This is a genomic window from Acinetobacter sp. YH12205, from assembly GCF_013418125.1.
Taxonomy (GTDB): domain Bacteria; phylum Pseudomonadota; class Gammaproteobacteria; order Pseudomonadales; family Moraxellaceae; genus Acinetobacter; species Acinetobacter towneri.
Window position 1 is genome coordinate 114,937 of record NZ_VPCQ01000004.1, and the last position, 24,916, is coordinate 139,852.

Here is a 24,916-nt window from a genome sequence, read left to right on the forward strand (position 1 = left end):
TACTCCTTATGCATTTGAAGTAGCTTTTGGTTCAGTGGCTTGGGCTTCTGAGGCTGGTTGGGCATCACCCGATTTTGCTGGTGCAGCAGGTGCGGCTTGTGGAGCAGCGCCTTGCGGTTGATACGGCTTAGCGACCACTTGCTGTTCAGGTTTTACTTTGGCAATACCTTCGACAATCACTTTATCGCCAGTTTGCAAACCTTCAGTCACAATCCAGTTGCTGCCTTGCGTACCAACTGTGGTCACAGGACGCGGTTCAACAATACCTTTGGCATTCACAATCATTGCCATTGCCTGACCTGTTGGGGTACGGCTAATCGCAGCTTGTGGAATTAAGATTGCGTTAGGAATCACACCTTGCACAATTTGCGCAGTGGCAAACATACCTGGCAATAATAAATGATTTGAATTTGGGAACACGGCGCGTAAAGTCACGGTGCCTGTTTCTGGGTTCACGCTGGCATCAGAAAAAGCCAAACGACCTTCAACAGGGTAGTAGCTGCCATCTTCAAGTTTTAATTTTACTTTGGTGTTGTTGCTGCTATTTAAACTACCTTGACTCAATTGCTGACGTAAACGTAGTAACTCTGCGCTGGACTGATTGATGTCTACATAAATTGGGTCTAAGCGTTGAATCGTCACCAACGGTTCCGCCTGACTCGCAGTAACCAATGCACCTGCAGTCACAATAGAGCGGTTAGTTTGCCCTGAAATTGGGGCACGTACAGTCGAATAGCCTAGGTTAATTTCGGCATTGCGTACTTCTGCTTGAGTCGCAGCAACATCGGCTTCGGCAAGTTTTACCTGTGCCACAATGTCATCATATTCTTGTTTAGAGATTGCATTGCTGCCTACCAACTGACGGTAACGACCTTCTTTAATGCGTAACACATTCAATTGCGCTTGCTGGCGGGTGAGTGCTGCACGGCTACTGTCTAGACTGGCACGGTTGGTACGTGAGTCAATTTCATAAAGCGCCTGACCCTCACGCACGTAGCTGCCTTCGGTAAATAAACGTTTCAGAACCACACCACTGGTTTGTGGGCGAACTTCTGAAATTTCAAAGGCTGTGGTACGTCCAGACAGTTCTACAGACTGTTCCACGCTTTGTGGCTGTGCCACCAGTACGCCAACCTCAGTCGGTGGCATTTGCTGAGCTGCACCTGCTTGCTGTGCATCTTTTGGATCTTTGCTACAACCCACAAGTGCTAAACTTGTGGCTAATGCGCAAGCAGTCAGGGCAGGAGCCCAAAGCTTTGCAGACATCATTCTTTCACCTCTATTAGATTTTTATCTAAACTTATGTATTGGTTTGTCTTGCAGATATTGAGCGCAAAACAGATACCACAATGTGATCCAAATAAAACTTATGCTCCAACCAGAGAGGACATCTGAAGGATAGTGCACTCCCAGATACACACGGGAAATGCCCATCAGCAACATCCATAACCACGCGCACACAGACAAAATTTTATGCGCTGGATGTTGCAAACTCAGGTAAATCACCAAACAACCTAAAGTTGCAGCATAAAAACTATGAGCGCTTGGAAATGATGCGCCAAAAGTTTCCACCAAATGCAATGCTTCAGGCGGGCGGGGTCGCGCGAATAGGTATTTGAGCAGCCATGAAAGCGCAATACTTACGACCAGTCCTACACTGATAAAAACAATTTTTGTGTATTTTTTATACCATGCCAAATAGAAACACCATAGGCAGGTTAAAAATAATACAAATGGCATGCCACCTAATACAGAAAGTGTGATTGCCAATTGATTCAAATGTGCGGTGCGCTGGGTACTTAAAAACTCCACACTGGCAACATCAAATTGTTGCCAACTTGGAATGTTTAGCACTAACACACTGATTATAAATAGTAAACTACCGAGATAAAGCAGTATTTTAGGCATGCTAAAAATCCCTGTAAGTTTAACCGATTTGAGCACGGTTGATGAATGGAATAAAGTGTACTAGTCAGTACACTTTATTTCAAGCCAATGTAAATGAGAAGAATTTCTTTTTTTGTTACTTTGTGCGCAATGTAAATGTGCACTAAATTTTAGCATTTCGTTCAGTATTTGAGGATGAATCGTCATCCACTGTAATTGGTTGTTTCGGTGGCCAAAAGAAATCACTTGGACGGGTTAAGAAGTGAGTCAGCACCAATTTTGCCAAAGGTTTCCACTGTTCAAAACGTACCCGACGCGCACGCAATGCCACAATAATGGTTAAAGTAAAGCTGACAAATAAGTTGGTTAAACCAATTAGCAGTACGCCTAAAAAGGACACAATAATCAGGCCAATTTCAGGTGAGCCATTAATATTCATTAAACCCTGAATAAAGTTGGCAGAAGCGAAGGCAATGTGGCGAATATCAATCGGTAAACCCAAAATATAACCCAGTGTGGCGGTACTGCCGAGCATAATCCCGAACAGGAAATTACCTGCCAAAGCCCCTAAGTTTCGTTCTATATAATTGGCAAATATATTGAGACGTTCTTGCCCGAGTAGCTTTTTTAAATGCAGATGGGCTTTTAGGCGTGGCCCGACTTTACGATACACGGCCATGTTATCGAAATAACCTGCAATCAAACCAGACAGAAATAAAAATACCCCTGCAATGGCGGCATGTGGAATGGCAAGTGAAGTAAACGGATTCAAGTCGTGCAGCATATTGGATGCTTTGGCATGTGACATCAACGGTTCATGCAACATGGCATCCCAACTAAAAGCAATTAAGGCTGCGACTGGAATGGCAATCGAGATATTGCCCAAAATGGCGACGAACTGCGTGCGGATAATATTAATAATTAAGGCAGCAAGTTCGGCAATTTGTGCCATTTTAGAGCCTTTACGATGCTGTACCGTAGAAGCCAATGCTGCAGCAGTCATTGCGGGTTGTTTGGTGGCAACAGTAAAGTGCAAGACATGAATCAGCATAAAACCAAATGAATAAATCATGCTGTTGATGATGGCCTGCATCATCGGAGCGAGCACTAAACGCGAGGCGAGGGTTTTTAAAGTCGCCATCGTGGCAATTAAAACACCTGCACCTGCCGCAGCTTTATACATGCCCCAAAAGCCGTCTTTGTCGGTACTTACATAATGCTCACCCGTTTTACTTGCATTTTCAGTGACTTGTAAGGCAATTAACTCACTGTTTTCTGCAAGCAAGGAGCGTACACTGCGTTCGCTATACAATGCCGCAGTTACATCTACCAGTAATTGTCCTGCCGAAACATAACGGACTTTGTCTTGCGCCACGATTAAATTCAGTAACAGTTCAATCCGCTCTAAACATTGTTCCAGTAAAGACAATAAATAAGTCAGACTGATGCTGACGCCAGTTCGTTTGGTGGCACGACGAATTTTACTGCTGACATCATGACATTGGTCAATCATCACCAAAGCTTGAGAGGCATCGGGTGGTTGAATGGCACTGATTTGATCGTGTTGTTGATCGGCAACTTTATAAAGCTGAATAAACTCGTTGATTTCGCGGTTTTGTGCCAAAAAAGGTGAATCATATTCACTTAGTTCAGGATAGGCACTAATAAATTCAGGATATAAACCAATGCCGCTGACCCGATATGACAGCACTGTTAGAGCTTTAATAATTTCACTGCGAATCAGGCGTTTTTGTGTTTGTCCGCCATGTCCGCGATTCAGTAAAGTAAATAATTGCTGCCATTCGGTATCTTCAATATTGTCGAGCCAGTATTTATCACTACGTAGTGGAAAAACTCGACGGACTAAATCTTGCAGTTGGCTTTCATCATTAATCAGCGGTAAAAAGTGCGCGCCCAAACGCTGAAACAACTGATTCCAAAAACCATCGAGCGATAAAATTCCCGTGTCGGCATATAAACTGGTTTGTTTGTATTGATTGATTAGACGTAAAACAAAATGTTGCAAGGTTGAGCTGGCATCGGGTGTCAGCAGCAAGGCTTGTAAGAAAGCTTGAAACTTTTGATGAGTTTCTTCTAAATCTTGAGTGTCACTTGGACGGATACGATTGACCAGTTCAATCAGCAGATTTTCATCCAGAACAGCTTTTGGTGTATCCAGCTGTTCTTGCATTTTTCTAAATAAATCGTTGAGTTTTATATGCATAAGCTGCTTAAATTATTGAATGCGATGTAAAGCCAATAAGGCTAAATTCTTTAAGGCCTGACGATACTCCGAGTCTGGCAGTGCTTCTAAAGCGGCAATAGCGGCTTCTGTTTCTTCTGTGGCACGTTGGCGGCAATAATCGAGAGCGCCAGAGGACTGCACAATGGCAATAACCTGATCGAGGTCAGAAGTACCACCTGTCGCAATACTGCGACGAATAATTTGATGTTGTTCGCCAGTGGTATTTCTTAATGCAGAGATTAAAGGCAAAGTTGGTTTGCCTTCCATTAAATCATCGCCAATATTTTTACCTAATGTTTCAGCGTCTGATGTGTAATCTAAAATATCATCAATAATTTGGAAGGCATTGCCAAAGTGTCCTGCAAATAAACGCAACGGCTCACGGTACTGTGGCGTGCCTGTTAAAATTGCTGCACCTTCAGTGGCAAGTTCAAATAAACGTGAAGTTTTGCCGTGAATAATGTCTAAATAAATTTGTTCTGTAGTGTCAGGTTGATGCTGTGCCTGTAATTGTAAAACTTCACCTTCGGCAATTTCACAAGTCCCTGTAGAAAAGTCTTTTAGCAATACCAAATCGTTTAAATCGACCAATAAGTCAAAGGCGCGGGAGATTAAAAAGTCACCGACTAAAACCGCTGTTTGGTTATTCCAAGTGGCGTTAGCAGTAGGTCGACCACGACGTAAACCAGACTCATCCACCACATCATCATGCACCAAAGTTGCGGTATGCAGCATTTCAATAATTGCAGCCAGTTTACGTTGACGCTCTAAATCTTCTGCACCACAAGCTTTGGCAGCAAGTAAGCACATAATTGGACGCATGCGCTTACCGCCAGCTTCGACTACATGTTTGCTGACTGCCATCACCAACGCGACTTTAGAGGTAATCCCTTCATTAATAAATGTATCCATCGCGGCAAAATCAGAAGCAACAGGGGCGAGAATGTCTTGCTTAAAGTCGATGGTCATGTGAAGAGAAACCTCAATAATATTGAATGACAACTTAGTTGAATCAGTTGTAACTTATGTTACAGCCAAGAAAACTGCTTAAGTCTGCGAAAATAACGCAATGAATGCAATAGTTAGGCACCTGCCAAATGCTGTAATTGTTAATTCTACTAGAAAACGAAGTCAATAACTTTGTGGGTAAATTCAGTTATTTGCTCAAGTTGGGCATGATTTTAACAAGCACAGCAGTTTACGCCAACACAATCTGTCTGTATTGATTGATCCATTGAATATGGATGAGGCTGCAGAAAGTCATTTACGCGGCTGAGTATTAAATAATCAACCTTGTTGTGCAATAATTGCCGTAAATGGCTTGTTGTTTGTGCGAATATCGCTTAAAATCCTTGCCCTTGAATAACCCCCAGTGGCGTTCGTTTTAAGATCGATATATCCCTTTATCGGCACGACGACACGGGCATGTTTGGAGTACATTATGTACGCAGTAATCCAAAGCGGTGGTAAACAGCACCGTGTTGTTGAGGGTGAAACCCTTAAAGTTGAATTATTGAAAGCTGAAACTGGCGCAACTATTACGTTTGATGACGTATTAATGGTTGTAAACGGTGACAACGTTCAAATCGGTGCTCCAGTTGTTGCTGGCGCTAAAGTAACTGCAGAAGTGGTTGGTCATGGTCGTCACGACAAAATCCGTATTGTTAAAATGCGTCGTCGTAAACACTACCGTAAGCAACAAGGTCACCGTCAATGGTTTACCGAGTTGAAAATTACTGGTATTGCAGGCTAATCACTAGGAGTAAATAGACATGGCAACTAAAAAAGCCGGTGGATCGACTAAGAACGGTCGTGATTCGAATCCTAAGATGTTAGGTGTTAAAGTTTACGGTGGTCAAACTGTAACTGCTGGTAACATCATCGTTCGTCAACGTGGTACAGAATTCCACGCTGGTGCAAACGTAGGTATGGGCCGTGACCATACTTTATTTGCTACTGCTGACGGCGTAGTAAAATTCGAAGTGAAAGGTCAATTTGGCCGTCGCTACGTATCTGTTGAAGCGTAAGCTGAAATAGTGAAAAAACCCACAAGTGATTGTGGGTTTTTTTATGCTTGTATGATGGAAAATTAGGGTCAAAGGATAACTTTTAGTTCTTCATCATGATGGATAAATTTCTACATTTTATATTAATAAGCATACAAAACTTCTTATTTTCTATCATATTAGCGCCAGAAATTGGTTTAAGATGGGACATCCAAAACATTGCGATTGAGCAAATATAAAAAGGTGAATCTATGAATATGCTTCGTAAAACGATGTGTGCTGTGGCATTGGGTGCAACCACTTTAGCGCCAATCATGAGTACTACAGTGTTTGCTGCGCCAGTGGCAGCATCGGAGCAACAAGCGACAGCAAACCTTGTTAAACAATTGAATGGTATTAAAAGTTTTACCGCCAATTTTGAGCAAACCACAAAAGTTAGCAACAATGGCAAGGCTTTGCCAAACCGTGGTTTATCGGCACAGCACATGAACCAGAATTTTAAAGGGGTTATGAAAGTTGAGCGTCCGGGTAAATTCTTTTGGGAAACCACCAGTCCAGCCAAACAAACAATTGTGACTACGAGTAAAACCGTATGGATTTATGATCCAGACTTACAGCAAGCGGTACGCCAAAGCCTAGATGATCAAGTGGCAAATACGCCTGCGTTGTTGCTTTCGGGCAATACCAATCAAATCATGCAGTCGTATCGTGTGACCCAGCCGAATAAATCAAAAACCTATTACACCTTATATCCAAAAAGTGATGATGGCGTATTTCAAAGTTTAACCATTAGTTTTGGTGCACGTAACGCGCCAACCTTAATGATTTTGCAGGATTCATTGGGACAAACCACGCATGTGCGTTTTAACAATGTGAAAGTCAATGCCCAAATTCCTGCATCGACCTTTAACTTCACACCGCCAAAAGGTACGGACATTATTGATCAATAATCGAATGCTTCCCTACGTTGTTTTTTAAGCATAATTTGCTGTCCCTTTCTAGCCTTCTCCCACAGGGAGAAGGCTCTTTTAATCCCAATTTGGTTTATCGCTCATAATTTTTAGCTTATGAAAGGACTCTGATGTCAATTTTACATAATAAAAAGTTTGTAAATCAGCAAAACACCGCGAATGGTGAGGTATCTGGCTCAACAGTTTTTTACTATAAACAAGTAGGGGAAACAATTGAAGCTACTTATTCTGGCGGAAGTATTAGGCAAGGGCATCTGTTGGGAGTCATGACTTCAGTAGATACATTTAGTATGGTTTATCATCATGTCAATCAGTTAGATGAACTACGTATTGGTCAATGCAACTCAACTATCATTTTGGATGAAAACGGAAAAATCAAATTGCTTGAACGTTGGCAATGGTTAAATGGTGATTGTTCAACAGGTGAGTCTGTACTTGTAGAAATTTAATCCGATTATTTAGGTTTTAATCATAGATTTTTAGTTGAAGCATTTTCAATACAGCGGAAATTTATTTGAATATTCTTCCTGAGAAATCCACAATTTCTGTGGATAAATCTCGGGATAATTCATATTTTGCAGTATGCGGGATATAGATTGAGTCATCACAGATCATTATTTTATATTAAGGATTTGTTATCAAAATTTTGATTTATAATGAAAAAATAAAAATAATCATACAAAAATATGAGCATTAATTTTAAGCAACTTTATCCCCCGATTATTCCGTTACACAACTGCTCTAGGATTGAACAGCGAGAGTTATCTATAGTGTTGACTAATTCAATTGAAGCAATTTTATCGCAAGATTTGTGCAGGTTTGCATTTCTAATCATTGGACTTTATGAATCGTGGTAGAAGGGGAATTTAATGCAATATTTAAAATCACAGGTGTTTTTGGGTGCTGTCGCTTTAAGTTCGGTTCTGTTGTTGACTGCATGTCAGCCAAAGAGTGAGGCAACTTCTAAAACCGAAACTGAGCAAGCTGCGCCTGCATCTGTCACAGCCGAGATTCCTGTGATTCAAGCTAAAGTGGTGGCGCTTAAATTGCCACAACAGCAAATTTGTGATGAAGAAGGCTGTACTGCTTACGATATTCAGACAGTAAAAACCAATGTGGCGTGGATTGATGAATATTTTATGCAGCGTTTGCAAAAGGCAGACCCAATTGCATTTTCTGAAGCTGCGGCATCAACTGCAACGCCAAAGGTAGAAGAAACCGATCCTATGCGACTGAGTCAGAGTTCGAGCTATGTGCGTTATATCGGGCAACATGCCAATTTAGCGACGTTTGGTTTGCAAAGCTATAGTTACCCTGCGGGTGCAGCACATGGTATTCATCACCAAGAATTTGTGACTTTTGATTTAAAACAGAAAAAGCGTTTGGCGTTGCAAGATATTATGCTGCCCAATACGGAAGCCAAAATGACAGAAGAATTATTTAACCATAATTATAACTGGCTAGATGAACATGATATTTCCCGTGAAAAGTTTAAACTGAGCGATAATTTTTATTATGGCGCCAATGGTTTGGTCTTTGTCTACCCGTTGTATGAATTGGCATCTTATGCAGAAGGTATGCCTGAGTTGATTCTGCCTTACTACGCGACAGAAAAATTAATAAAGTCTGAATATTTGCCAAGTTTGCCGCAGTATCCTAGCCAATAAAATTGCACAAAAATACGCAGAGATTGCTGTAATAAGGTGCAGCCGTGAATCGGGTTACTGTATTTTTTAACCCGAAGCGCTTACACTATAGCCAGTTTTTTTCTTATTCCAAGATTGGCTATGATTGACCCGAAATTACTCAGAAATAATATTGAGGCTGTAAATTTAGCCTTGGCAAAACGTGGTGTGCAATTAGATGTGGCAGAGTGGGCAGCACTTGAAGCACGTCGTAAAGAATTGCAATCTAAAACCGAAGCATTACAGGCAGAGCGTAATTCGGGCGCAAAACAAGTCGGTCAGATTAAAAAAGCAGGTGGTGATGCTTCTGAAATTATGGCTCGCATGGCTGCTATTGGCGATGAAATCAAAGCCGCTGAAGTGGCTTTGGCAGAGTTACAAGATGAGTTAGAAGCTAAATCATTGTCTATTCCAAACTTGCCAGATGAGTCTGTGCCTGAAGGTAAAGATGAAGCTGATAATGTGGAAGTATTGAAATGGGGCACACCACGCCAGTTTGATTTTGAAATTAAAGATCATACCGACCTTGGCGAAATGATGGGTGGTTTGGAATTTGAAACTGCAACCAAATTAACAGGTTCTCGTTTTAGCGTTCTGAAAGGGCCATTGGCGCGTTTACAACGTGCGATTACACAGTTCATGTTAGATACGCATACTGTTCAAAATGGTTATACCGAAGCGTATGTACCGTATTTGGTCAATGCAGATTCATTGCGTGGTACTGGTCAGCTGCCTAAATTTGAAGAAGATTTGTTCAAGCTACAAGGTGAAAAAGAATACTATCTAATTCCAACTGCCGAAGTTCCAGTAACCAACTTTGTGCGTGATGAAATCATTGATCCTGAACGCTTGCCATTAAAATATGCAGCGCATACCCCTTGTTTCCGCAGCGAAGCAGGTTCTTATGGTCGCGATACTCGTGGTTTAATCCGCCAACACCAATTTGATAAAGTCGAAATGGTGCAGATTGTAAAACCAGAAACCTCAATGCAGGCTTTAGAAGAATTGACTGGACATGCAGAAGGTATTTTGCAGGCACTTGGTTTACCGTACCGTAAAATTATTCTATGTGGTGGCGATATGGGCTTTGGCGCAACCAAAACCTATGACTTAGAAGTTTGGGTGCCAAGTCAAAACACTTACCGTGAAATTTCATCATGCTCAAACATGGGGGATTTCCAAGCGCGTCGTATGAAAGCACGCTACCGTGCCGACCAAAAGAAAACTGAATTTGTGCATACATTAAACGGTTCAGGTTTGGCGGTAGGACGTACTTTATTGGCTGTTATGGAAAACTATCAACGTGCCGATGGTTCGATTGAAATTCCTGCAGTATTACGTCCGTACATGGGCGGTTTAGAGTTTATTGACTAAGTTGAGTGCAGGTCGACTTAGGATGAAATTGCTTACAATCAGATTTAAATATTGAGGTTTAGTGTGGATATTTTTCCAATCTCGTTAAAGTTGCAGCAGCAACCTTGTCTGATTGTGGGCGGTGGGCATATTGCTTATCGCAAAGCGGTGTTACTGGCTAAAGCGGGCGCAAAAGTTGATGTGCTTGCCCCTGAAATTGATGTCAATTTATTGCAACTGGTGCAACAAAGTCAGGGGCAGTATGTACAGGATGTTTTTAGTCCATCTACTGCGTTACGTCACTATCGTTTGGTGATTGCTGCAACGGATAACAATTTGGTCAATCAGCAAGTTTTTGCAGCTTGCGAAGCCGAAAATGTGCTGGTCAATAGTGTTGATGATCCACCACATTGCCGTTTTATGGTGCCTGCCATCATTGACCGTTCGCCTTTGGTGATTTCAGTCGCGAGTAATGGCACATCGCCTGTATTGTCACGTCAAATTCGTACACAACTGGAAAGTACCATTCCGCATGGTATGGGCAAACTGGCAGAGTTTTCAGGTCAGTGGCGTGCCGCAGTAAAACAGAAAATTGTAAATCCAGATGAGCGCCGTATTTTTTGGGAGGAGCTATATGCCAGTCCTCTTAAAGAACAGGTGTTCAACGACAATCTTGACGCTGCAAACCAAAGTATCCAACAGGCTTTAGCGGAATGGCAAACACCGAAAGGCGAGGTGTATTTGGTTGGTGCAGGGCCAGGTGATCCTGAGTTACTGACCTTAAAAGCCTTGCGTTTAATGCAGCAAGCCGATGTGGTGATTTATGATCGTTTGGTGTCTGCACCTATTTTAGAATTGTGTCGCCGTGATGCCGAAAAAGTCTATGTCGGAAAAGCACGTTCTAACCATGCTGTACCGCAAGAAGGCATCAATGCATTATTGGTGAAATATGCACAAGCAGGTAAGCGAGTTTGCCGTTTAAAAGGGGGCGATCCGTTTATTTTTGGGCGTGGCGGTGAAGAAATTCAAGAATTGTATGAAGCAGGTGTGTCATTTCAGGTCGTACCGGGCATCACCGCAGCCTCGGGCTGTTCGGCTTATGCAGGTATTCCACTGACTCATCGAGATTATGCGCAAAGTGTGCGTTTTCTTACTGGACATTTAAAAGAAGGTTCGCCTGAATTGCCGTGGTCAGAATTGGTGTATGAACAGCAAACTTTGGTGCTGTATATGGGCTTGGTTGGCTTAGAAAGCATTTGTGAAAAACTGATTGCACATGGACAACGGGCGGATATGCCTGTCGCCTTAATTTCTAAAGGCACGACCCCTGAACAAAAAGTGGTGGTGGGGACGTTGGCGGATATTGCCAGTAAAGTCGCACAGCACCACATTCAGGCGCCTACCTTGACCATTATTGGTGAAGTGGTCAATTTACGTGAACAGTTGAAATGGTAATGAATCTCCCCCAATCCCTCTTTTAAAAAGAGGGGAGTTCCTACATTTTCTAAAGGGAGCTGGGGAGGGATTGTGAAAAGTAGAGAAAATTTGTGATCCACGTTGTTTTATATGAGCCTGAAATTCCAGCCAATACAGGAAATATCATTCGTTTGTGTGCCAATACAGGTGCGCAATTACATTTGATTAAGCCATTAGGTTTTGAGTTGGATGATAAAAAGCTGAAACGTGCAGGTTTGGATTATCACGAATGGGCACGTATGCAGATTTGGGACAATCTTGAGCAATGCTTGGCTGATTTAGACAGCAAAGGCGTGGGTTTAGATGCGATTTATCCATTAACCACCAAAGGCACAGAAACACCACATACTTCGGATTTAAACCGACCTGTTGCCTTGTTGATGGGGCCTGAAACACGCGGTTTGCCAGAAGCCGTACGCATGTTGTTTCCGCAGCAGCACTGGATTCGTTTACCCATGGCAGAAAACTCACGCAGTTTAAACTTGTCTAATGCAACGGCTGTGATTGTGTATGAGGCATGGCGTCAGCAAGGTTTTAAAGCATTGCTCTAATTTGAGCATCAATTCATTTCAAATTTAATGCGATCTTTAGCATCAATGCGTACAATTGATAGATAAAAAGCTGAGACAAAACTGTACTCAGCTTTTTTGTTTTCGCTATTTTGCTGATTTAACGCTGCAATCCATTTGAGGCATAAGAAAAGGCGCATAAAGCGCCTGATCTTAAAGTTGTGATGCTATTTGTCTTAGCGATCATCAAACTCATTGTGCTGCGGAGCAGGGTGTTTAAAGCCTTTGGTTTTATAACCGAGGTATAAAACCCCAAACATTGCCCACCATAAGCCATACTTCAATGAAGTTTCATCGACTTCGAGCCATAAAGCAAAGACTGCAATAAAGCCGCACAACGGTACGATCACAAAATTGAGAAGGTCTTTAAAGCCTTTGGTACGACCATCACGTAGCGCGTAACGTGAAATCACCGATAAATTCACAAAGCTAAATGCGGTGAGGGCACCAAAACTGATTAATGAAATGACAAAATCCAAGTCCATAAAACCAGCAGTTAACGCTACAGCACCTACAATTAAAATATTGTATGAAGGTGTATAGCTGCGTGGGCTGATATGACCAAAGATTTTTTTGTTGATCACGCCATCACGACCCATCACGTACATTAAACGCGATACGCCCGCATGAGCCGAAATACCCGATGCCATTACCGTTACAATAGCAAAGGCAAGCACATATGACTGGAACAACGAGCCGCCGACCAAGAGCAGAATTTCTGGCTGCGTTTCTGCAATATTTTTAAAGTAGCTGCCCGGTTCATTTGGGAAGAAAATCTGCATGAAATAGGTGCTGACAATAAAAATTACACCCGCAATTAGCGCAGTTAAGAACATTGCCTTCGGTAAGGTTTTTTCAGTGTCTTTGGTTTCTTCTGCAAGTGAGCTGAGTGAGTCAAAACCTGTAAATGAGAAGCAGAGTAGGGTTGCACCTGTAATCAATGCGCCTACCGAAGTAAGTTCATTCCAGAAAGGTTCTAAGCTCCATAACTGATAGCGTTGCTCGGCAGTGATTGGACCATCGGCATTGAAACCTGCCTGAAGTTTGGTGTACATCATCCATGTAAATACGCCAATGACCACCAACTGTACCAAAACGATCATACTGTTAAAGTTGGCGACAAAACGCGCGCCACGCAAGTTGACACCCGTCATAAATGCCGTGAGTACCACCACCCAAATCCAGTGATTCACATCAGGGAATAAGGCTTCCAGATAAATCACCGCCAAGATGATGTTGACCATTGGGGAGAGTAAATAATCTAGCCAAGATGACCAACCCACCATAAAACCAACGTTGGGATGAATCGATTTTTGTGCATAGGTATACGCCGACCCAGAAGAAGGATAACGACGAATCATGTGACCATAACTTAAAGAAGTTAAAAGAATGGCAACCAGTGCAAAAATATAAGATGTGGGTACGTGAAAATGACTTTCTTCCGATACTAAGCCGAAAGTGTCGAATAACGTCATCGGTTGAATGTAGGCTAAACCAATAATAATAATGTGCCAGAGTCCTAGCGTTTTTTGCAGTTTAGCTGCCGATTGAGTCCCAGAGATATTTGTCAACGGCGTTATCCTCTTAATCGTTGATCAAGGATCAGTCATGTTTGTTCAGGATTGTTTGAGACGAACAATCCCCCCTACATAAAAAGTAAAAACGCGCCAATCTACTCCATAATGACGCGCTTTGTCAGTATCTTTGCTTTCTTTTTTAGCAGAAAAAACGCCATATTGATGAAAAAACATCAGACGCAGCAGTCTACCAATGAAAAGCCCGATGTTTAGAAAAACATCAGGCTAGATTTTCGGCTATGTTCGCCTATTTTGTAGGAATTACCAAGCCTTTTTTAAGATGGCTTTGAGTTCTTCTAAATTGGCTTCTTTCGGGTTGTAAATAATGGAACCATCGTTCAGGGCTTTTTCAGCGACTTCATCTAATTGTGCTTCGCTGACTTTACCTGTTTCTTGTAAAGTGCGTGGCAATTTAGTCAGTGCATATAAGCGGTCACGAATGGCTAAGAGTGTCGAAATGGTTTTATCGGCACGTAAATGTGCAGGGGTTTGTGCATAGACGTCTGCGCCAGCCAAAGGTAATAGTAGCTCGGCAATTTTATCGGCATTGACGTCTTTGTTGTATTCCAACACGTATGGCAAGAATAAATTCATGCACAGTCCATGTGGCAAATGTGCCACAGCACCCAAGGCATGACCTAAGGAATGCACCAACCCGACCATAGAGTTTGAAAACGCAATCCCCGCCATAGTCGATGCTTGTGCCAGTTCCAAACGGCCTTGTTCATCGCTTGGGTTGTCTAATACATTGAACAGGTTATTGCTGATTTTTTTAATTGCTGCAGTGGCATAAGCATCAGAAATTGGGTTGGCTGCCATGCAACTATAAGCCTCAATGGCGTGCGTCATGGCATCCATAGCCGTCATTGCTGTTAAATGTGGTGGCAAAGTTTGCGTCATACGCGGGTCTAAAATGGCTGCATGTGGCATTAAGTAATACGATGCAAATGGCATTTTGACGTTCTTTTCTGTGTCGGATACCACCGCAACCATAGTCACTTCTGAACCTGTTCCAGATGTGGTTGGAATCACAAAAAAAGGTTTCAGTGGGCGTGGTAAGTTATGCGCACCTGAATATTGCAATAAGTCATCACCGCCCTCGCTGACTAAAATATTGGTGGCTTTAGAAGTGTCAATGACTGAACCGCCACCCACCGCGATAATGGCATCACAGTTATTTTCACGGTACAACTGTGCCGCACGACGCACTGTCGCCACACTTGAATCTTGCGGGACATCATCAAAAACATAGCCAATCACGGCATCGGTAGATTCAAAAGCCGCTTCAATCGGTGCAAGCAAATTGTTGGAACGCACGCCTTTGTCGGTAATGATCATTGGGCGCTGCGAACCGAGTGTCGCCAATTCAAACGGAATATGTTCAAGCGCTGCATGACCTGCAATGACTTTGACTGGGCAAAAAAATTCGTAATAAGGCTTCGCCATGTTATGCACTCCGTTTGAAATAAGATTGGGCAACTTTTAGATAGATATTGGCTGCACCTGATAGTTTTTCTTTTAAGCTGAGTTCATTCGGATATTGTTTTACCGCCAGTTCTGCCAGTAATTTAGGCAAGATCAGTGCTTCCATTTTGTTTAGGCAACGTACCAAGCGAATTGCATAAGACACATCACCATCGGCAATCATGCGGTCATGCGCAAAGGCCTGTGCGGTACTTTCCTGAAATGAAAACACTAAAAATGCATGATTTAAGTGTTTAAAGGTAATGGTTAAATCGGGTTTTTGTGCCGTATTCTGTAACAGTTCTAATTGATGATCTGCAGTGACTTTGGCAACAAAGGCTGGACCATTCGGAAAAACTTTCATAGACAACACAAAGTTGCTGGGAAATTTGGCAACTTCTTGTTTAATTTCTTCATCGACCTGACTTGCCATGACTAAACCTCTGCCAATCACATCCATCATGAGTTTGACATAGGCCAGTTGCAAAGCGGGTTTCACAGATTTAGTTGAAATCACGCGCTGAATCCCTGTGTTATAAATCATTATTTAGAGTAAATACTCTATTTTATTTCTTATTGAAAAGAAAGCCATTTATACGTGAATGACTTGAACGTCATTAAAGTAACCGCTGTTTTGTAAAGTTTCAATGATATCTGCGCAGAAGTTTTCAAAATGTGGATAGTCATTGACTAAATCCATCACACGTACCATTTCCAAACCTGCATAGCCGCAAGGGTTGATACTTTGAAAACCAGTCAAGTCACAATCAATATTGAGGGCTAAACCGTGATAACTACGGCCTTTACGAATTTTAAAACCAAGTGAGCCAATTTTCCGTTCATTGACATATACCCCCGGTGCATCGGCTTTGGCATAGGCTTCAATGCCGTATTTTTTAAGCAGCTCAATCATCAAGTTTTCAGCATAAGATACCAAAGTACGGACATTCCAGCCTAAACGGTTCAGGTCAAACATGAAGTAGGCGACCAATTGGCCTGGGCCATGCCATGTGACTTGACCACCACGATCAGTCTGTACCACAGGAATATCTGTCGCCATTAAAATATGTTCGGCTTTGCCTGCTTGCCCTTGGGTCAGTACATTCGGATGTTGCAAAATCCAGAGTTGGTCAGGGCTGTCTGCATCACGTTGTTCAGTCCAGTCTTTCATTTCCTGAAAGCGAGCTTGATAGTCAGTCAGGTCATGATATTGACGAATAATCAGGTTTGGCCGTTGTGCAGTATCCACAGTGATGCAGTCCTATCCATAAAAGCAAGAAATTGATTTTATTATACGAAAATGTGGCGGCTGTAGGGGATTTGTGGATTGAATAAGATTTTGGCAGCGCAGAAACAAAAAACACGCCCGAAAGCGTGTTATTTGAAAATCAATCTACAAAATTACAATGCAGTTTTAATCAGTGGGCAAGCTGCCAAATCTGCATAAATGGCATGCACTTGTTCCAATTCTTCAAAACGCAATTGTGCTGTAATTGAATGATACTTGCCTGTGCGTGATGGGGTAATGCTGATGCTTTGTGCATCAAACTCAGGGAAGTGCTTCACTAAAATTTCAACCACAGCAATACGCAGTTCATCACCCGCGTCACCAATGAGTTTAATTGGGTAATCCATTGGAAACACCCAAAGATGCTCTTGTAGTTCACGAGATGGGGTACGGTTGAATAACGTCATAAGGTGTGTCTCTATCTCTATATCAAACGCCTGCATAGGGCAGGCGTTTTTTGTCTTGTTGAATAAATGAGGCTGAATTTAAAAATTTCAATAGCTCATTTATGCAGCAATCTTAGTCATTTTCCAAGAACGAGCGTAAGTGTTCAGAACGAGAAGGGTGACGAAGTTTACGTAAGGCTTTGGCTTCAATCTGACGGATACGTTCACGGGTCACATCAAACTGCTTCCCAACTTCTTCCAAAGTATGATCGGTTGGCATATCAATACCAAAACGCATTTTCAGAACTTTGGCTTCACGTTCAGTCAAGTTTTCAAGCACTTCACGGGTCGCTTCTTTTAAGCCTTCAGAGGTTGCCGCATCAACAGGTGAGGTGATGTTGCTGTCCTCAATGAAGTCACCCAAATGTGAATCTTCATCATCACCAATTGGCGTTTCCATAGAAATCGGCTCTTTGGCAATTTTCAGAACTTTACGAACTTTAACTTCATCCATTTCCAAGCGTTCGCCTAATTCTTCTGGAGTCGGTTCACGACCCATTTCCTGAAGCAATTGACGCGATACACGGTTGATCTTGTTAATGGTTTCGATCATGTGTACTGGAATACGAATGGTACGCGCTTGGTCGGCAATAGAACGGGTAATCGCCTGACGAATCCACCATGTTGCATAAGTCGAGAACTTATAACCACGACGGTATTCGAACTTGTCTACCGCTTTCATCAAGCCGATGTTACCTTCCTGAATCAAGTCTAGGAATTGTAAACCACGGTTGGTGTATTTTTTTGCAATCGAAATAACCAGACGCAAGTTGGCTTCAACCATTTCTTTCTTCGCACGACGGGCTTTGGCTTCGCCTACTGCCATACGCTTAGAAATTTCTTTGATGCCTTTAACATCTAAGCCTAACTCTTTTTCAATGTCGGCAATTTTTTGTTGGAACGCCAAAATATCTGGACGTACTTTTTCCAAATAGCCTTTTTGGTCGGCAGGTGCTTTGGCAATGTGCTCGTCTAACCAAGCAAAGTTAGATTCCTGACCTGGGAATGAGGTACGGAATTGAGTACGATCCATACGACCACGACGCACCGCATAACGCATCACTTCACGTTCAGCAGTACGAATTTGTTCATGTGTACCACGAATCATTTCCGAAATAATATCGAATAAACGTGGCGTAAATTTAAACATCATGAATACAGTCGCTAAAGCTTCTAAAGCCTCTTGAGCTTCGGCACTTTCACGACCATGTTTTTCAATGGCAGCAATTTTTGCAAGATAAGCCTGTTCCAATTCACCAAAACGCATTCTTGCAATTTCTGGGTCTGGACCTGAATCTGCTTCAGATTCTTCTTCGGCTTCAGCTTCTTCTTCCTCATCGTCATCATCAAGTTTGACGTCTTTGGTTGGTTTGTTGCTGGTGTCTTCTTCTTTGTCTAAATCGGCTTCGTCTTCTAAAGCTTCTGGAATTTCTTCATCGGTTTCAGGGTCTAAATAACCTGATAAAATATCGGCAAGGCGACGTTCGCCTGCTTCATAATCTTTATATTCTTGCAGTACCACTTGCACTGCGTTTGGCCAGTAGGCAATCGAGTGAAGTACATCGCGAATCCCTTCTTCAATACGTTTCGCAATGCTAATTTCACCTTCACGCGTTAACAGCTCAACCGTACCCATTTCACGCATATACATACGCACAGGGTCTGTGGTGCGACCAGGCTCATTTTCTACAGAGGCAAGTACCGCTGCAGCTTCTTCTTCAGCAACTTCGTCGGCAGCTTCCGCATTATCCTCGAACATTGCATCATCAGATTCAGGCGCACGTTCATGCACAGGAATACCGACGTCTTGAAGCATTTGAATAATGTCTTCAATCTGCTCGCTTTCTGTGATTGAGTCCGGGAGATGATCGTTAACCTCAGCGTAAGTTAGGTAACCTTGCTCTTTGCCTCGGCTAATCAGAGCCGCTACTTGCGAAGTAGGGGAATTCATATCGCTCATCTTTGCTTACTCTTCGTTGAATCTGTGGCAGTGAAAAACCGTGCATGATAGCACAATTCGCTTTAAATAGGGGGTGAATTGATCAATCAAGCATGATTTTAAAATGATGTTTGAATGAAGAATGTGATAGAAATATGGGGCTTCATTACTGTTTTTCAAGTCAATTTCCTTTTTGCCCGCAAAATATTTTTATGATTGGGGCGAATCTCAAATAATGATACTAACTTGTTCATAAATACACAAATTTGCCGCAATGTTGCAAGCTGTCTATGTTGCAGTTTTTTGAAAAAAATAAATAAAACTTGACAATATTTATAAAGGCAGATAAATAGCGGCTAGACCCTTCACATTTTTTCATTCTGAGGTAGTTTTAGTGTCTTCTACAGATTTTGAACTAGATGATAACTACGGTGATGATGATGTTAATTTCGATGAGGCATCAAACAAAATAAGCGCGAAAGAATCTTTAGAAAAGCGCCGTTTGATTGATGATTTACTCGCACAACGTCGTTTGGAACGTGAGCTCAAAGATTTTGATTATGATTTTGACGATGACGACGATTTTGACGATGAAGATGACTAAAATCAGGTACTGTATCTGGCATTGAAAATGCTATGCTACACCCCTAAATTGACACCGATGGATTTGAAATGACTGCTTTAGATTTAGACCTGTTAAGTGAATATCTAGATGGTGACCAAAACGAGTATGGTCTAGACTTCGCTGCAACGCATGGTTTCTTGTGTGCCATTGCAGTTGGACCTCAATTTGACCCATGGTTAAATGAATTGTTTGAAGGCAACCAAAAGAAAGTGCCTGCTGAAATTATTGCGCAAATTCAGGCTTGGTTAGAAAGCATTCGCCAAAGTTTAGCCAATGAAGAAGGCATTGAGTTTCCATTTGAAATTGAAGAAGCAGAAGTTGATTCAAGTTTGGGTGATTGGAGCGTTGGCTTTGTCGATGCGATGTTCTTAAACGAAGAAGCATGGTTTACGCCTGAATTTGAAGAGCAATTGGTTGATTTAACTTTGCCAATGATGGTGTTTAGCGGCATTGATGAAGAAGATCCACAAATGGAATCTTTCCGTCGCAATGGTCAGTTAATGGACGAAATTGCAGAAGAAATTCCTGAAAACCTGAATGAATTATATTTGATGTACCACACGCCTGATTAATGGCTTGGTTTACATATTGTGTAATATGTAATCCTCATAAAAAAAACGCACTGCGCAAATCGCAGTGCGTTTTTTATTATGGCGCTTCAATGATCATGTTACCAATTAGCGTGTCGCACGATCCCAAGCATCTTTGACAGCAAATTTAGCTTGTTCCCACGTTAAGCGTGAACTGCCTTTAATTTGCCCCCATTTGCTTCTTAGATCGGGCTCAACATCTTCGAAACGTGTGTGCGTATCATAATGTGGGCGGTTTTCATAACCAATGCGATAGGCATTTTGATAGTCACGATCATAATCTAAATCATGATAATGGTTGCGTGTTTCTGTAAAGTAGGTTGTATTTAAGCTATTGGTACGCCAGTAAGCTTCTTCTTCGGTAGGGTTCACAACTTCTGCTGCACCTTTACCTGCCAAACCACCCACTACAGCGCCTACAGCACCACCGACCACAGCACCTACTGGACCACCCAGCGCACCTACTGTTGCACCAGTAGCCGCACCGCCAACAGCACCTAAACCAGTACCGACAGGGTGTGCACCAGGTTCTCCTGTAATTGGATCGGCATTTAAGCGATCACGTTCTTCTTTTGGTAAGTTCTTAACCACATCACGGTCAATTTTTTCATTGCGTTCAAAATCTGACATTCGAATCACCTTTTTATCTTTGTATGCGTTATAGCGTTCCTATATTCATAAATCGCTATGAATAGGCTTAATCTACGCTGCTACAATGTAGGCTTATAGCCTATTCAGAATGCATTTCAGTTACAGCGCATGTCAGACGTAAATTTATGTGTGATATATCAGCCTGATGTTGATTTTAAGTGTTTGATGTTGCGGTTCAGTGTGAAATACGTACTTTAGGTAAGCTTATAAGTACTTTTTTTGATAATAACGGTTCGCATACCAACCATAGGCAACATGAAAAACTGCACCATGAATCGCAATCAAACACAGCATCACCACCGCAGCCAATGCTAGTCCTGCTTTATCTGCAGCTTTTAAAATGGCTTCTGCATTCGGATTCATCAGCACCAAGAAAAACACAAAGAAGCTACCAATAATAATTGCCACCGCACTTGAGCCCCAAACCAGTTGAATTTTTTCATCACTGCTCGGTAAGCGTTGTTCTTTTTTGACAAAATGTCCTGCGCTAATGAATGCTGCGGCAATTAATGCAGGGAGCAAGGTCAAGCCACCTAAGTTCAGACCAAAAATCAATACGGTAATGAGTAAGACCAGCGTAATACTGTAAACCGCAGCAAAAAATAATAAATATGGTTTCATGTCTGATTTTCCCCAAAAAATTGATTCAATTGCGCAGCAACACAAGCATTAGTCACGCATTTTACGGCGATGCCTACGGTATAAAAAAATGGCGATGACTAAGAGCACCAAGCCTATAATGACATGGCTGACCTGACTGAAAATTTGCTGCATCAATTGTTGGTTTTCACCAAAATAATAACCCACGCAAGCTAAAAAAGTGGTCCAAATTATTGTGCCTAAACCACTATAAAACATAAATTTCCAAAATGGCATGTGGCTCATGCCTGCAGGAATACTGATGAGAGAACGAATAGCAGGAATCATGCGCCCAAAAAATACAATCCGATGTCCATATTGTTCAAACCAATGCAGGGAGTTTCGGACGTCTTGTTCTTTAATCCATAGATATTTACCGTAGCGATTGACCCAGTGGTAAATACTTTCATGTTTGCAGCGATAACCTACCCAATATAACACTGCCGCTGCGAACAACGAGCCGATACAGCCTGCAATGATGACACCCAATAGCAGTAATTGCCCTTGCGATGCAGAATAGCCTGCAGAGGGCATAATAATTTCAGAAGGAACGGGTGGAAAAACATTATCCAGAAACATTAACAGGGCAATACCAAGGTAGCCCAGTTGTTCCATAATGGAAATAATCCATTCAGTTAAGTTCATGCAAGTTGTGCTTTAGAAAAGTGCTTCTATCCTAAGCAGTATTGGACGAACAGTAAAGTCTTGCGCAATTTAGACTTAATCAAGCTCTGCATGGGTCAGGGTATAGATATATACACGTCTTAAGCTATATGCCACAAGTATAGGAATGGCACAGAGCAGGGCGTAATTCAAGAAATGCGCTTGTAGATGATAGCCAACAAATGCCGCAATAATACCGCCTAAAATTGCACCTAAAGCCACAATAAAAGTATGAGATTCATGTTCCAAACCATCTTGCATTGTTGCGCTATGCGTAGCAGTCACAGATTTTACAGGCGTAAAACGTAGTGTGTGCATTGAATTTGAAATTGTTGTTTTAGGCATAGCGTCACTCCTGATTGCGGCATATAAATTTAGGAATACATAACGATCCTTGAATTTTGGGTTATGGGAGATGTTGAGTTTGTGCTGAACATCTGCACCAATATAGCCACAGATTTTGTGGCTTATTTTGATTGAATGCTATCACCCAATCTGGGGATATTGCGCAATGCTTGGTAAACAAGCGTTGTATTTTTATGTTCTATGTAATCTTGCGTGAAGCATATATGTAGACATAAAAAATCCCCATACTGGATGAGGACTTTTTCAATATGATTAGAGTGGTCGATACAACATCAACATGGCTTTTGTTAGACCTTGTTGATGTGTATGAGCCTGTACGGATTACAGACGTTTACGTTTAGCTGCGGCAATTTGTGATTGGCGCATACGGAAACCTTCTTTTTGTTTCTCACTGGTTTTATCAATACAGTACACACAAGATACACCGTGTTCATAGCTTGGTAATTCAACTTCTTCAGGCAGTAATGGCCAACCGCAAGCATGACATTTGGTGTTTTGACCTTCTTGCATACCATGTGTCACCGCAGTACGGCCATCAAATACGAAACATTCACCTTCCCATAAGCTTTCATCGGCTGGTGTTTCTTCTAAGTATTTAAGTACGCCACCTTTTAAGTGATAAACCTCGGTAAAACCTTCTTGCAACAATAATGACGTCGATTTTTCACAACGAATCCCGCCTGTGCAGAACATCGCAATTTTTTTATCTTTATGCTGTTCTAGGTTTTGTTTCACATATTCTGGAAATTCACGGAAAGTTTCGGTTTTCGGGTCAATTGCGCCCTTAAACGTTCCTGCTTTGTATTCATAGTCATTACGGGTATCAATCAGAATGACATCGTCACGAGCAATCAGTTCATTCCATTCTTTCGGGTCTAGGTAGTGACCGACTAAATCACGTGGTTTTACTTCTACACCCAAAGTCACAATTTCTTTTTTCAGCTTGATTTTCATTTTACGGAATGGCTTTTCAGAGCTATGTGACTCTTTGTATTCCATTGCGGTAAAGCCTTCATCCAACAGAAATTGGTGAACTTGATCAATCGCGGCACGATCACCCGCTACAGTTCCATTAATGCCTTCACCTGCCACAATGAGAGTACCGCAAAGGTTGATTGAATTTACCAAATCTAATAAGCGTTGTTGAAGATCGGCAGGATCTGCAACTTCTTTGAATTGATAAAGTGCGGCAACAACCCAAGTCGTGGTCGCTGGCTGTTCTACAGGTGCAAGCTGTTCTACAGTAGCGTTCATGGAGTACTCCAATAGATGAAAGACAAAAATTTAAGGCGCATATTCTAACCTGCTTTGTGTGAATATGCGAGAAAACCGAGTGCGGTACATGGTTTTTAAAGCACGACACAACATTTTAAAAATGTAGCAGAACGGGGTATGATGCCACTCGTTTCAAAGAAGAATGTTGTGTTCATGTTGATGCGCCAACAGGTGTTGTTAAATATTGGAGTGTTGTGTTGAGTAAGGATCGTCAAATTGCCACTTTAACCCCGTGTGCAGGTCGTTGTTCTACGGTGTTTGGTGATGCTGTCTGTCGAGGTTGCCGTCGCTTTAACCATGAAGTGATTCGATGGAACAGCTATACGCCTGAACAACACACTGCCGTTTGGCGTCGTTTAGATGCACAGCTCGATCAGATTTTAGTGCCTATGTTGCCGTTTGCCGACCTGCGTCATGTTGAGGGGTTTATCCGCTCTAAGCGTGTGCGTTTACGAGATGATGCTTCAAAAGGGCGTAAGCTGTACCATGCACTGAAAATTTGTGAAAAAAATCGACATTTTACCGATGAAAGTGGCTTGGGCATTCACTACAAAGAAGTGCGACCTTTGTGGCAGGAGTTTGAACGTCGCGTGTTGGCGCTTGCAACCGCAAGTTATGATTTTGCATTTTTAAGGGCTGATGGTATTAGCCATAGCTTATTGCATAGCTTGCAAGATGATTAATTTGTAATTCTTGCGATTAAAGGCTAGAAAGACTTTTATTGAACCATAAAAAAACTCGCAAAATTTGCGAGTTTTTTTATTTTGTACAGGAATGGCTTAAGCCACTTGTACAGGAATACAGTTTGCAGTGTGACTCACGGTATTGTCTGGGTTTGCATAGACCAAACGTGGTTCGTGCGCATTGGCTTCTGCTTCAGTGAAGTCACCAAAGGTTGCAATAATAATAATATCGCCTACATCGGCTTGGTGTGCAGCACCACCATTGACTGAAATGATGCCTGAGTTGTCTTCACCACGAATTGCATAAGTTGTGAAGCGCTTACCATTGGTCACGTTCCATACGTGGATTTCTTCATATTCACGAATGCCAGCCAAATCCATGAGTGTTCCGTCAATTGCACATGAACCTTCGTAGTGAAGTTCTGCATGAGTTACAAAAGCACGGTGGATTTTGCATTTTAATAAACGAGATAGCATGGTGAGCGTCTCCTTAGTGGACCTAAGATTTTATCTTATGG

The 24,916-nt window shown here is 42.1% G+C and carries 27 protein-coding genes; 11 read left to right on the forward strand and 16 right to left on the reverse strand.

The window, feature by feature from the left end; genetic code table 11:
• Positions 1-6: 6 nt before the first annotated feature.
• The 4 genes from FTU92_RS06655 to sdsA form a co-directional block, all read right to left on the reverse strand.
• Positions 7-1,269 (reverse strand): efflux RND transporter periplasmic adaptor subunit, encoded by a 1,263-nt coding sequence (locus FTU92_RS06655; protein ID WP_180095952.1) that lies wholly within the window; start codon positions 1,267-1,269, stop codon positions 7-9.
• A gap of 21 nt (positions 1,270-1,290) precedes the next feature.
• Positions 1,291-1,908, reverse strand: a complete 618-nt coding sequence (locus tag FTU92_RS06660) for a phosphatase PAP2 family protein (protein WP_004972280.1) — start codon at positions 1,906-1,908, stop codon at positions 1,291-1,293.
• Positions 1,909-2,050: 142 nt separating this feature from the next.
• On the reverse strand, positions 2,051-4,111 hold the full coding sequence (locus FTU92_RS06665; protein WP_004972279.1) for a site-specific recombinase: 2,061 nt from the start codon (positions 4,109-4,111) through the stop codon (positions 2,051-2,053).
• 12 nt (positions 4,112-4,123) lie between these two features.
• Positions 4,124-5,101, reverse strand: a complete 978-nt coding sequence (gene sdsA, locus FTU92_RS06670) for an All-trans-nonaprenyl-diphosphate synthase (RefSeq protein ID WP_104853134.1) — start codon at positions 5,099-5,101, stop codon at positions 4,124-4,126.
• 472 nt (positions 5,102-5,573) lie between these two features.
• On the opposite strand from sdsA, the gene rplU reads away from it, so the two are divergent.
• The 8 genes from rplU to FTU92_RS06710 all read left to right on the forward strand — a co-directional run bounded on the left by rplU (position 5,574) and on the right by FTU92_RS06710 (position 12,174).
• A complete protein-coding gene (gene rplU / locus FTU92_RS06675; RefSeq protein ID WP_004972275.1) occupies positions 5,574-5,885 on the forward strand; it encodes a 50S ribosomal protein L21 in 312 nt (103 codons plus the stop codon).
• Between the two features lie 19 nt (positions 5,886-5,904).
• Positions 5,905-6,159 carry a 50S ribosomal protein L27 gene (rpmA, locus tag FTU92_RS06680; RefSeq protein WP_004760935.1) on the forward strand — a complete coding sequence of 85 codons (255 nt, stop codon included), beginning with the start codon at positions 5,905-5,907 and terminating at the stop codon, positions 6,157-6,159.
• A 230-nt stretch (positions 6,160-6,389) separates the two neighbouring features.
• Positions 6,390-7,088 carry an outer membrane lipoprotein chaperone LolA gene (gene lolA / locus FTU92_RS06685; RefSeq protein WP_180095954.1) on the forward strand — a complete coding sequence of 233 codons (699 nt, stop codon included), beginning with the start codon at positions 6,390-6,392 and terminating at the stop codon, positions 7,086-7,088.
• A gap of 131 nt (positions 7,089-7,219) precedes the next feature.
• Positions 7,220-7,558 (forward strand): hypothetical protein, encoded by a 339-nt coding sequence (locus tag FTU92_RS06690; protein WP_004972270.1) that lies wholly within the window; start codon positions 7,220-7,222, stop codon positions 7,556-7,558.
• Between the two features lie 420 nt (positions 7,559-7,978).
• Positions 7,979-8,776, forward strand: a complete 798-nt coding sequence (locus tag FTU92_RS06695; RefSeq protein WP_180095956.1) for an RsiV family protein — start codon at positions 7,979-7,981, stop codon at positions 8,774-8,776.
• 120 nt (positions 8,777-8,896) lie between these two features.
• Positions 8,897-10,168, forward strand: a complete 1,272-nt coding sequence (gene serS, locus FTU92_RS06700) for a serine--tRNA ligase (protein ID WP_104853137.1) — start codon at positions 8,897-8,899, stop codon at positions 10,166-10,168.
• 63 nt (positions 10,169-10,231) lie between these two features.
• On the forward strand, positions 10,232-11,602 hold the full coding sequence (gene cysG, locus FTU92_RS06705) for a siroheme synthase CysG (protein WP_004972262.1): 1,371 nt from the start codon (positions 10,232-10,234) through the stop codon (positions 11,600-11,602).
• A 92-nt stretch (positions 11,603-11,694) separates the two neighbouring features.
• Positions 11,695-12,174 carry a tRNA (cytidine(34)-2'-O)-methyltransferase gene (locus FTU92_RS06710; RefSeq protein WP_004972260.1) on the forward strand — a complete coding sequence of 160 codons (480 nt, stop codon included), beginning with the start codon at positions 11,695-11,697 and terminating at the stop codon, positions 12,172-12,174.
• A gap of 194 nt (positions 12,175-12,368) precedes the next feature.
• Here FTU92_RS06710 and FTU92_RS06715 read toward each other — a convergent pair whose 3' ends face one another.
• The 6 genes from FTU92_RS06715 to rpoD form a co-directional block, all read right to left on the reverse strand.
• Complete coding sequence (locus FTU92_RS06715; protein WP_178866175.1) at positions 12,369-13,763, reverse strand: APC family permease; 1,395 nt, start codon at positions 13,761-13,763, stop codon at positions 12,369-12,371.
• A 267-nt stretch (positions 13,764-14,030) separates the two neighbouring features.
• Positions 14,031-15,215 carry an iron-containing alcohol dehydrogenase gene (locus FTU92_RS06720; RefSeq protein ID WP_019837059.1) on the reverse strand — a complete coding sequence of 395 codons (1,185 nt, stop codon included), beginning with the start codon at positions 15,213-15,215 and terminating at the stop codon, positions 14,031-14,033.
• A gap of 1 nt (position 15,216) precedes the next feature.
• Positions 15,217-15,750, reverse strand: a complete 534-nt coding sequence (locus FTU92_RS06725; protein WP_180095958.1) for a hypothetical protein — start codon at positions 15,748-15,750, stop codon at positions 15,217-15,219.
• 75 nt (positions 15,751-15,825) lie between these two features.
• Positions 15,826-16,482, reverse strand: a complete 657-nt coding sequence (lipB, locus tag FTU92_RS06730; RefSeq protein WP_004972253.1) for a lipoyl(octanoyl) transferase LipB — start codon at positions 16,480-16,482, stop codon at positions 15,826-15,828.
• Between the two features lie 152 nt (positions 16,483-16,634).
• A complete protein-coding gene (locus FTU92_RS06735) occupies positions 16,635-16,928 on the reverse strand; it encodes a YbeD family protein (protein ID WP_019837061.1) in 294 nt (97 codons plus the stop codon).
• A 112-nt stretch (positions 16,929-17,040) separates the two neighbouring features.
• Positions 17,041-18,927: an RNA polymerase sigma factor RpoD gene (rpoD, locus tag FTU92_RS06740; RefSeq protein WP_180095960.1), complete on the reverse strand. Its 1,887-nt coding sequence runs from the start codon at positions 18,925-18,927 to the stop codon at positions 17,041-17,043.
• A 373-nt stretch (positions 18,928-19,300) separates the two neighbouring features.
• Between rpoD and FTU92_RS06745 the strand changes: the two genes are divergently transcribed.
• The gene (locus tag FTU92_RS06745) at positions 19,301-19,510 is read left to right on the forward strand and encodes a PA3496 family putative envelope integrity protein (protein ID WP_004972246.1); all 210 of its coding nucleotides are present in this window, start codon (positions 19,301-19,303) and stop codon (positions 19,508-19,510) included.
• Positions 19,511-19,578: 68 nt separating this feature from the next.
• Positions 19,579-20,103, forward strand: coding sequence for a YecA family protein (locus FTU92_RS06750; RefSeq protein ID WP_004972244.1), 525 nt, complete (start codon positions 19,579-19,581; stop codon positions 20,101-20,103).
• Between the two features lie 105 nt (positions 20,104-20,208).
• On the opposite strand, the gene FTU92_RS06755 is transcribed toward FTU92_RS06750, so the two are convergent.
• From FTU92_RS06755 to FTU92_RS06775, 5 genes are all read right to left on the reverse strand, one after another.
• The gene (locus FTU92_RS06755) at positions 20,209-20,751 is read right to left on the reverse strand and encodes a hypothetical protein (protein WP_131260684.1); all 543 of its coding nucleotides are present in this window, start codon (positions 20,749-20,751) and stop codon (positions 20,209-20,211) included.
• Positions 20,752-20,976: 225 nt separating this feature from the next.
• Positions 20,977-21,393: an ABZJ_00895 family protein gene (locus FTU92_RS06760; RefSeq protein WP_004972241.1), complete on the reverse strand. Its 417-nt coding sequence runs from the start codon at positions 21,391-21,393 to the stop codon at positions 20,977-20,979.
• Positions 21,394-21,441: 48 nt separating this feature from the next.
• Entirely contained in the window at positions 21,442-22,056 is a 615-nt protein-coding gene (locus FTU92_RS06765) for a DedA family protein (protein WP_096901026.1), read from the reverse strand.
• Between the two features lie 75 nt (positions 22,057-22,131).
• Complete coding sequence (locus FTU92_RS06770) at positions 22,132-22,419, reverse strand: hypothetical protein (protein WP_096901025.1); 288 nt, start codon at positions 22,417-22,419, stop codon at positions 22,132-22,134.
• 342 nt (positions 22,420-22,761) lie between these two features.
• Entirely contained in the window at positions 22,762-23,694 is a 933-nt protein-coding gene (locus tag FTU92_RS06775; protein ID WP_004972236.1) for a rhodanese-related sulfurtransferase, read from the reverse strand.
• 218 nt (positions 23,695-23,912) lie between these two features.
• Between FTU92_RS06775 and FTU92_RS06780 the strand changes: the two genes are divergently transcribed.
• A complete protein-coding gene (locus FTU92_RS06780) occupies positions 23,913-24,398 on the forward strand; it encodes a DUF1289 domain-containing protein (RefSeq protein ID WP_180005774.1) in 486 nt (161 codons plus the stop codon).
• 96 nt (positions 24,399-24,494) lie between these two features.
• Here the strand turns inward: FTU92_RS06780 and panD are convergent, their stop codons facing one another.
• Complete coding sequence (gene panD, locus FTU92_RS06785; RefSeq protein WP_004972232.1) at positions 24,495-24,875, reverse strand: aspartate 1-decarboxylase; 381 nt, start codon at positions 24,873-24,875, stop codon at positions 24,495-24,497.
• Positions 24,876-24,916: the final 41 nt, after the last annotated feature.

Bases quoted from the DNA above. Each gene is read 5' to 3' on its own strand.
- FTU92_RS06655 (WP_180095952.1), bottom strand. From the start codon at position 1,269: ATGATGTCTGCAAAGCTTTGGGCTCCTGCCCTGACTGCTTGCGCATTA.
- FTU92_RS06660 (WP_004972280.1), bottom strand. From the start codon at position 1,908: ATGCCTAAAATACTGCTTTATCTCGGTAGTTTACTATTTATAATCAGT.
- FTU92_RS06665 (WP_004972279.1), bottom strand. From the start codon at position 4,111: ATGCATATAAAACTCAACGATTTATTTAGAAAAATGCAAGAACAGCTG.
- sdsA (WP_104853134.1), bottom strand. From the start codon at position 5,101: ATGACCATCGACTTTAAGCAAGACATTCTCGCCCCTGTTGCTTCTGAT.
- rplU (WP_004972275.1), top strand. From the start codon at position 5,574: ATGTACGCAGTAATCCAAAGCGGTGGTAAACAGCACCGTGTTGTTGAG.
- rpmA (WP_004760935.1), top strand. From the start codon at position 5,905: ATGGCAACTAAAAAAGCCGGTGGATCGACTAAGAACGGTCGTGATTCG.
- lolA (WP_180095954.1), top strand. From the start codon at position 6,390: ATGAATATGCTTCGTAAAACGATGTGTGCTGTGGCATTGGGTGCAACC.
- FTU92_RS06690 (WP_004972270.1), top strand. From the start codon at position 7,220: ATGTCAATTTTACATAATAAAAAGTTTGTAAATCAGCAAAACACCGCG.
- FTU92_RS06695 (WP_180095956.1), top strand. From the start codon at position 7,979: ATGCAATATTTAAAATCACAGGTGTTTTTGGGTGCTGTCGCTTTAAGT.
- serS (WP_104853137.1), top strand. From the start codon at position 8,897: ATGATTGACCCGAAATTACTCAGAAATAATATTGAGGCTGTAAATTTA.
- FTU92_RS06720 (WP_019837059.1), bottom strand. From the start codon at position 15,215: ATGGCGAAGCCTTATTACGAATTTTTTTGCCCAGTCAAAGTCATTGCA.
- FTU92_RS06735 (WP_019837061.1), bottom strand. From the start codon at position 16,928: ATGACGTTATTCAACCGTACCCCATCTCGTGAACTACAAGAGCATCTT.
- rpoD (WP_180095960.1), bottom strand. From the start codon at position 18,927: ATGAGCGATATGAATTCCCCTACTTCGCAAGTAGCGGCTCTGATTAGC.
- FTU92_RS06750 (WP_004972244.1), top strand. From the start codon at position 19,579: ATGACTGCTTTAGATTTAGACCTGTTAAGTGAATATCTAGATGGTGAC.
- FTU92_RS06755 (WP_131260684.1), bottom strand. From the start codon at position 20,751: ATGTCAGATTTTGAACGCAATGAAAAAATTGACCGTGATGTGGTTAAG.
- FTU92_RS06760 (WP_004972241.1), bottom strand. From the start codon at position 21,393: ATGAAACCATATTTATTATTTTTTGCTGCGGTTTACAGTATTACGCTG.
- FTU92_RS06765 (WP_096901026.1), bottom strand. From the start codon at position 22,056: ATGAACTTAACTGAATGGATTATTTCCATTATGGAACAACTGGGCTAC.
- FTU92_RS06770 (WP_096901025.1), bottom strand. From the start codon at position 22,419: ATGCCTAAAACAACAATTTCAAATTCAATGCACACACTACGTTTTACG.
- FTU92_RS06775 (WP_004972236.1), bottom strand. From the start codon at position 23,694: ATGAACGCTACTGTAGAACAGCTTGCACCTGTAGAACAGCCAGCGACC.
- panD (WP_004972232.1), bottom strand. From the start codon at position 24,875: ATGCTATCTCGTTTATTAAAATGCAAAATCCACCGTGCTTTTGTAACT.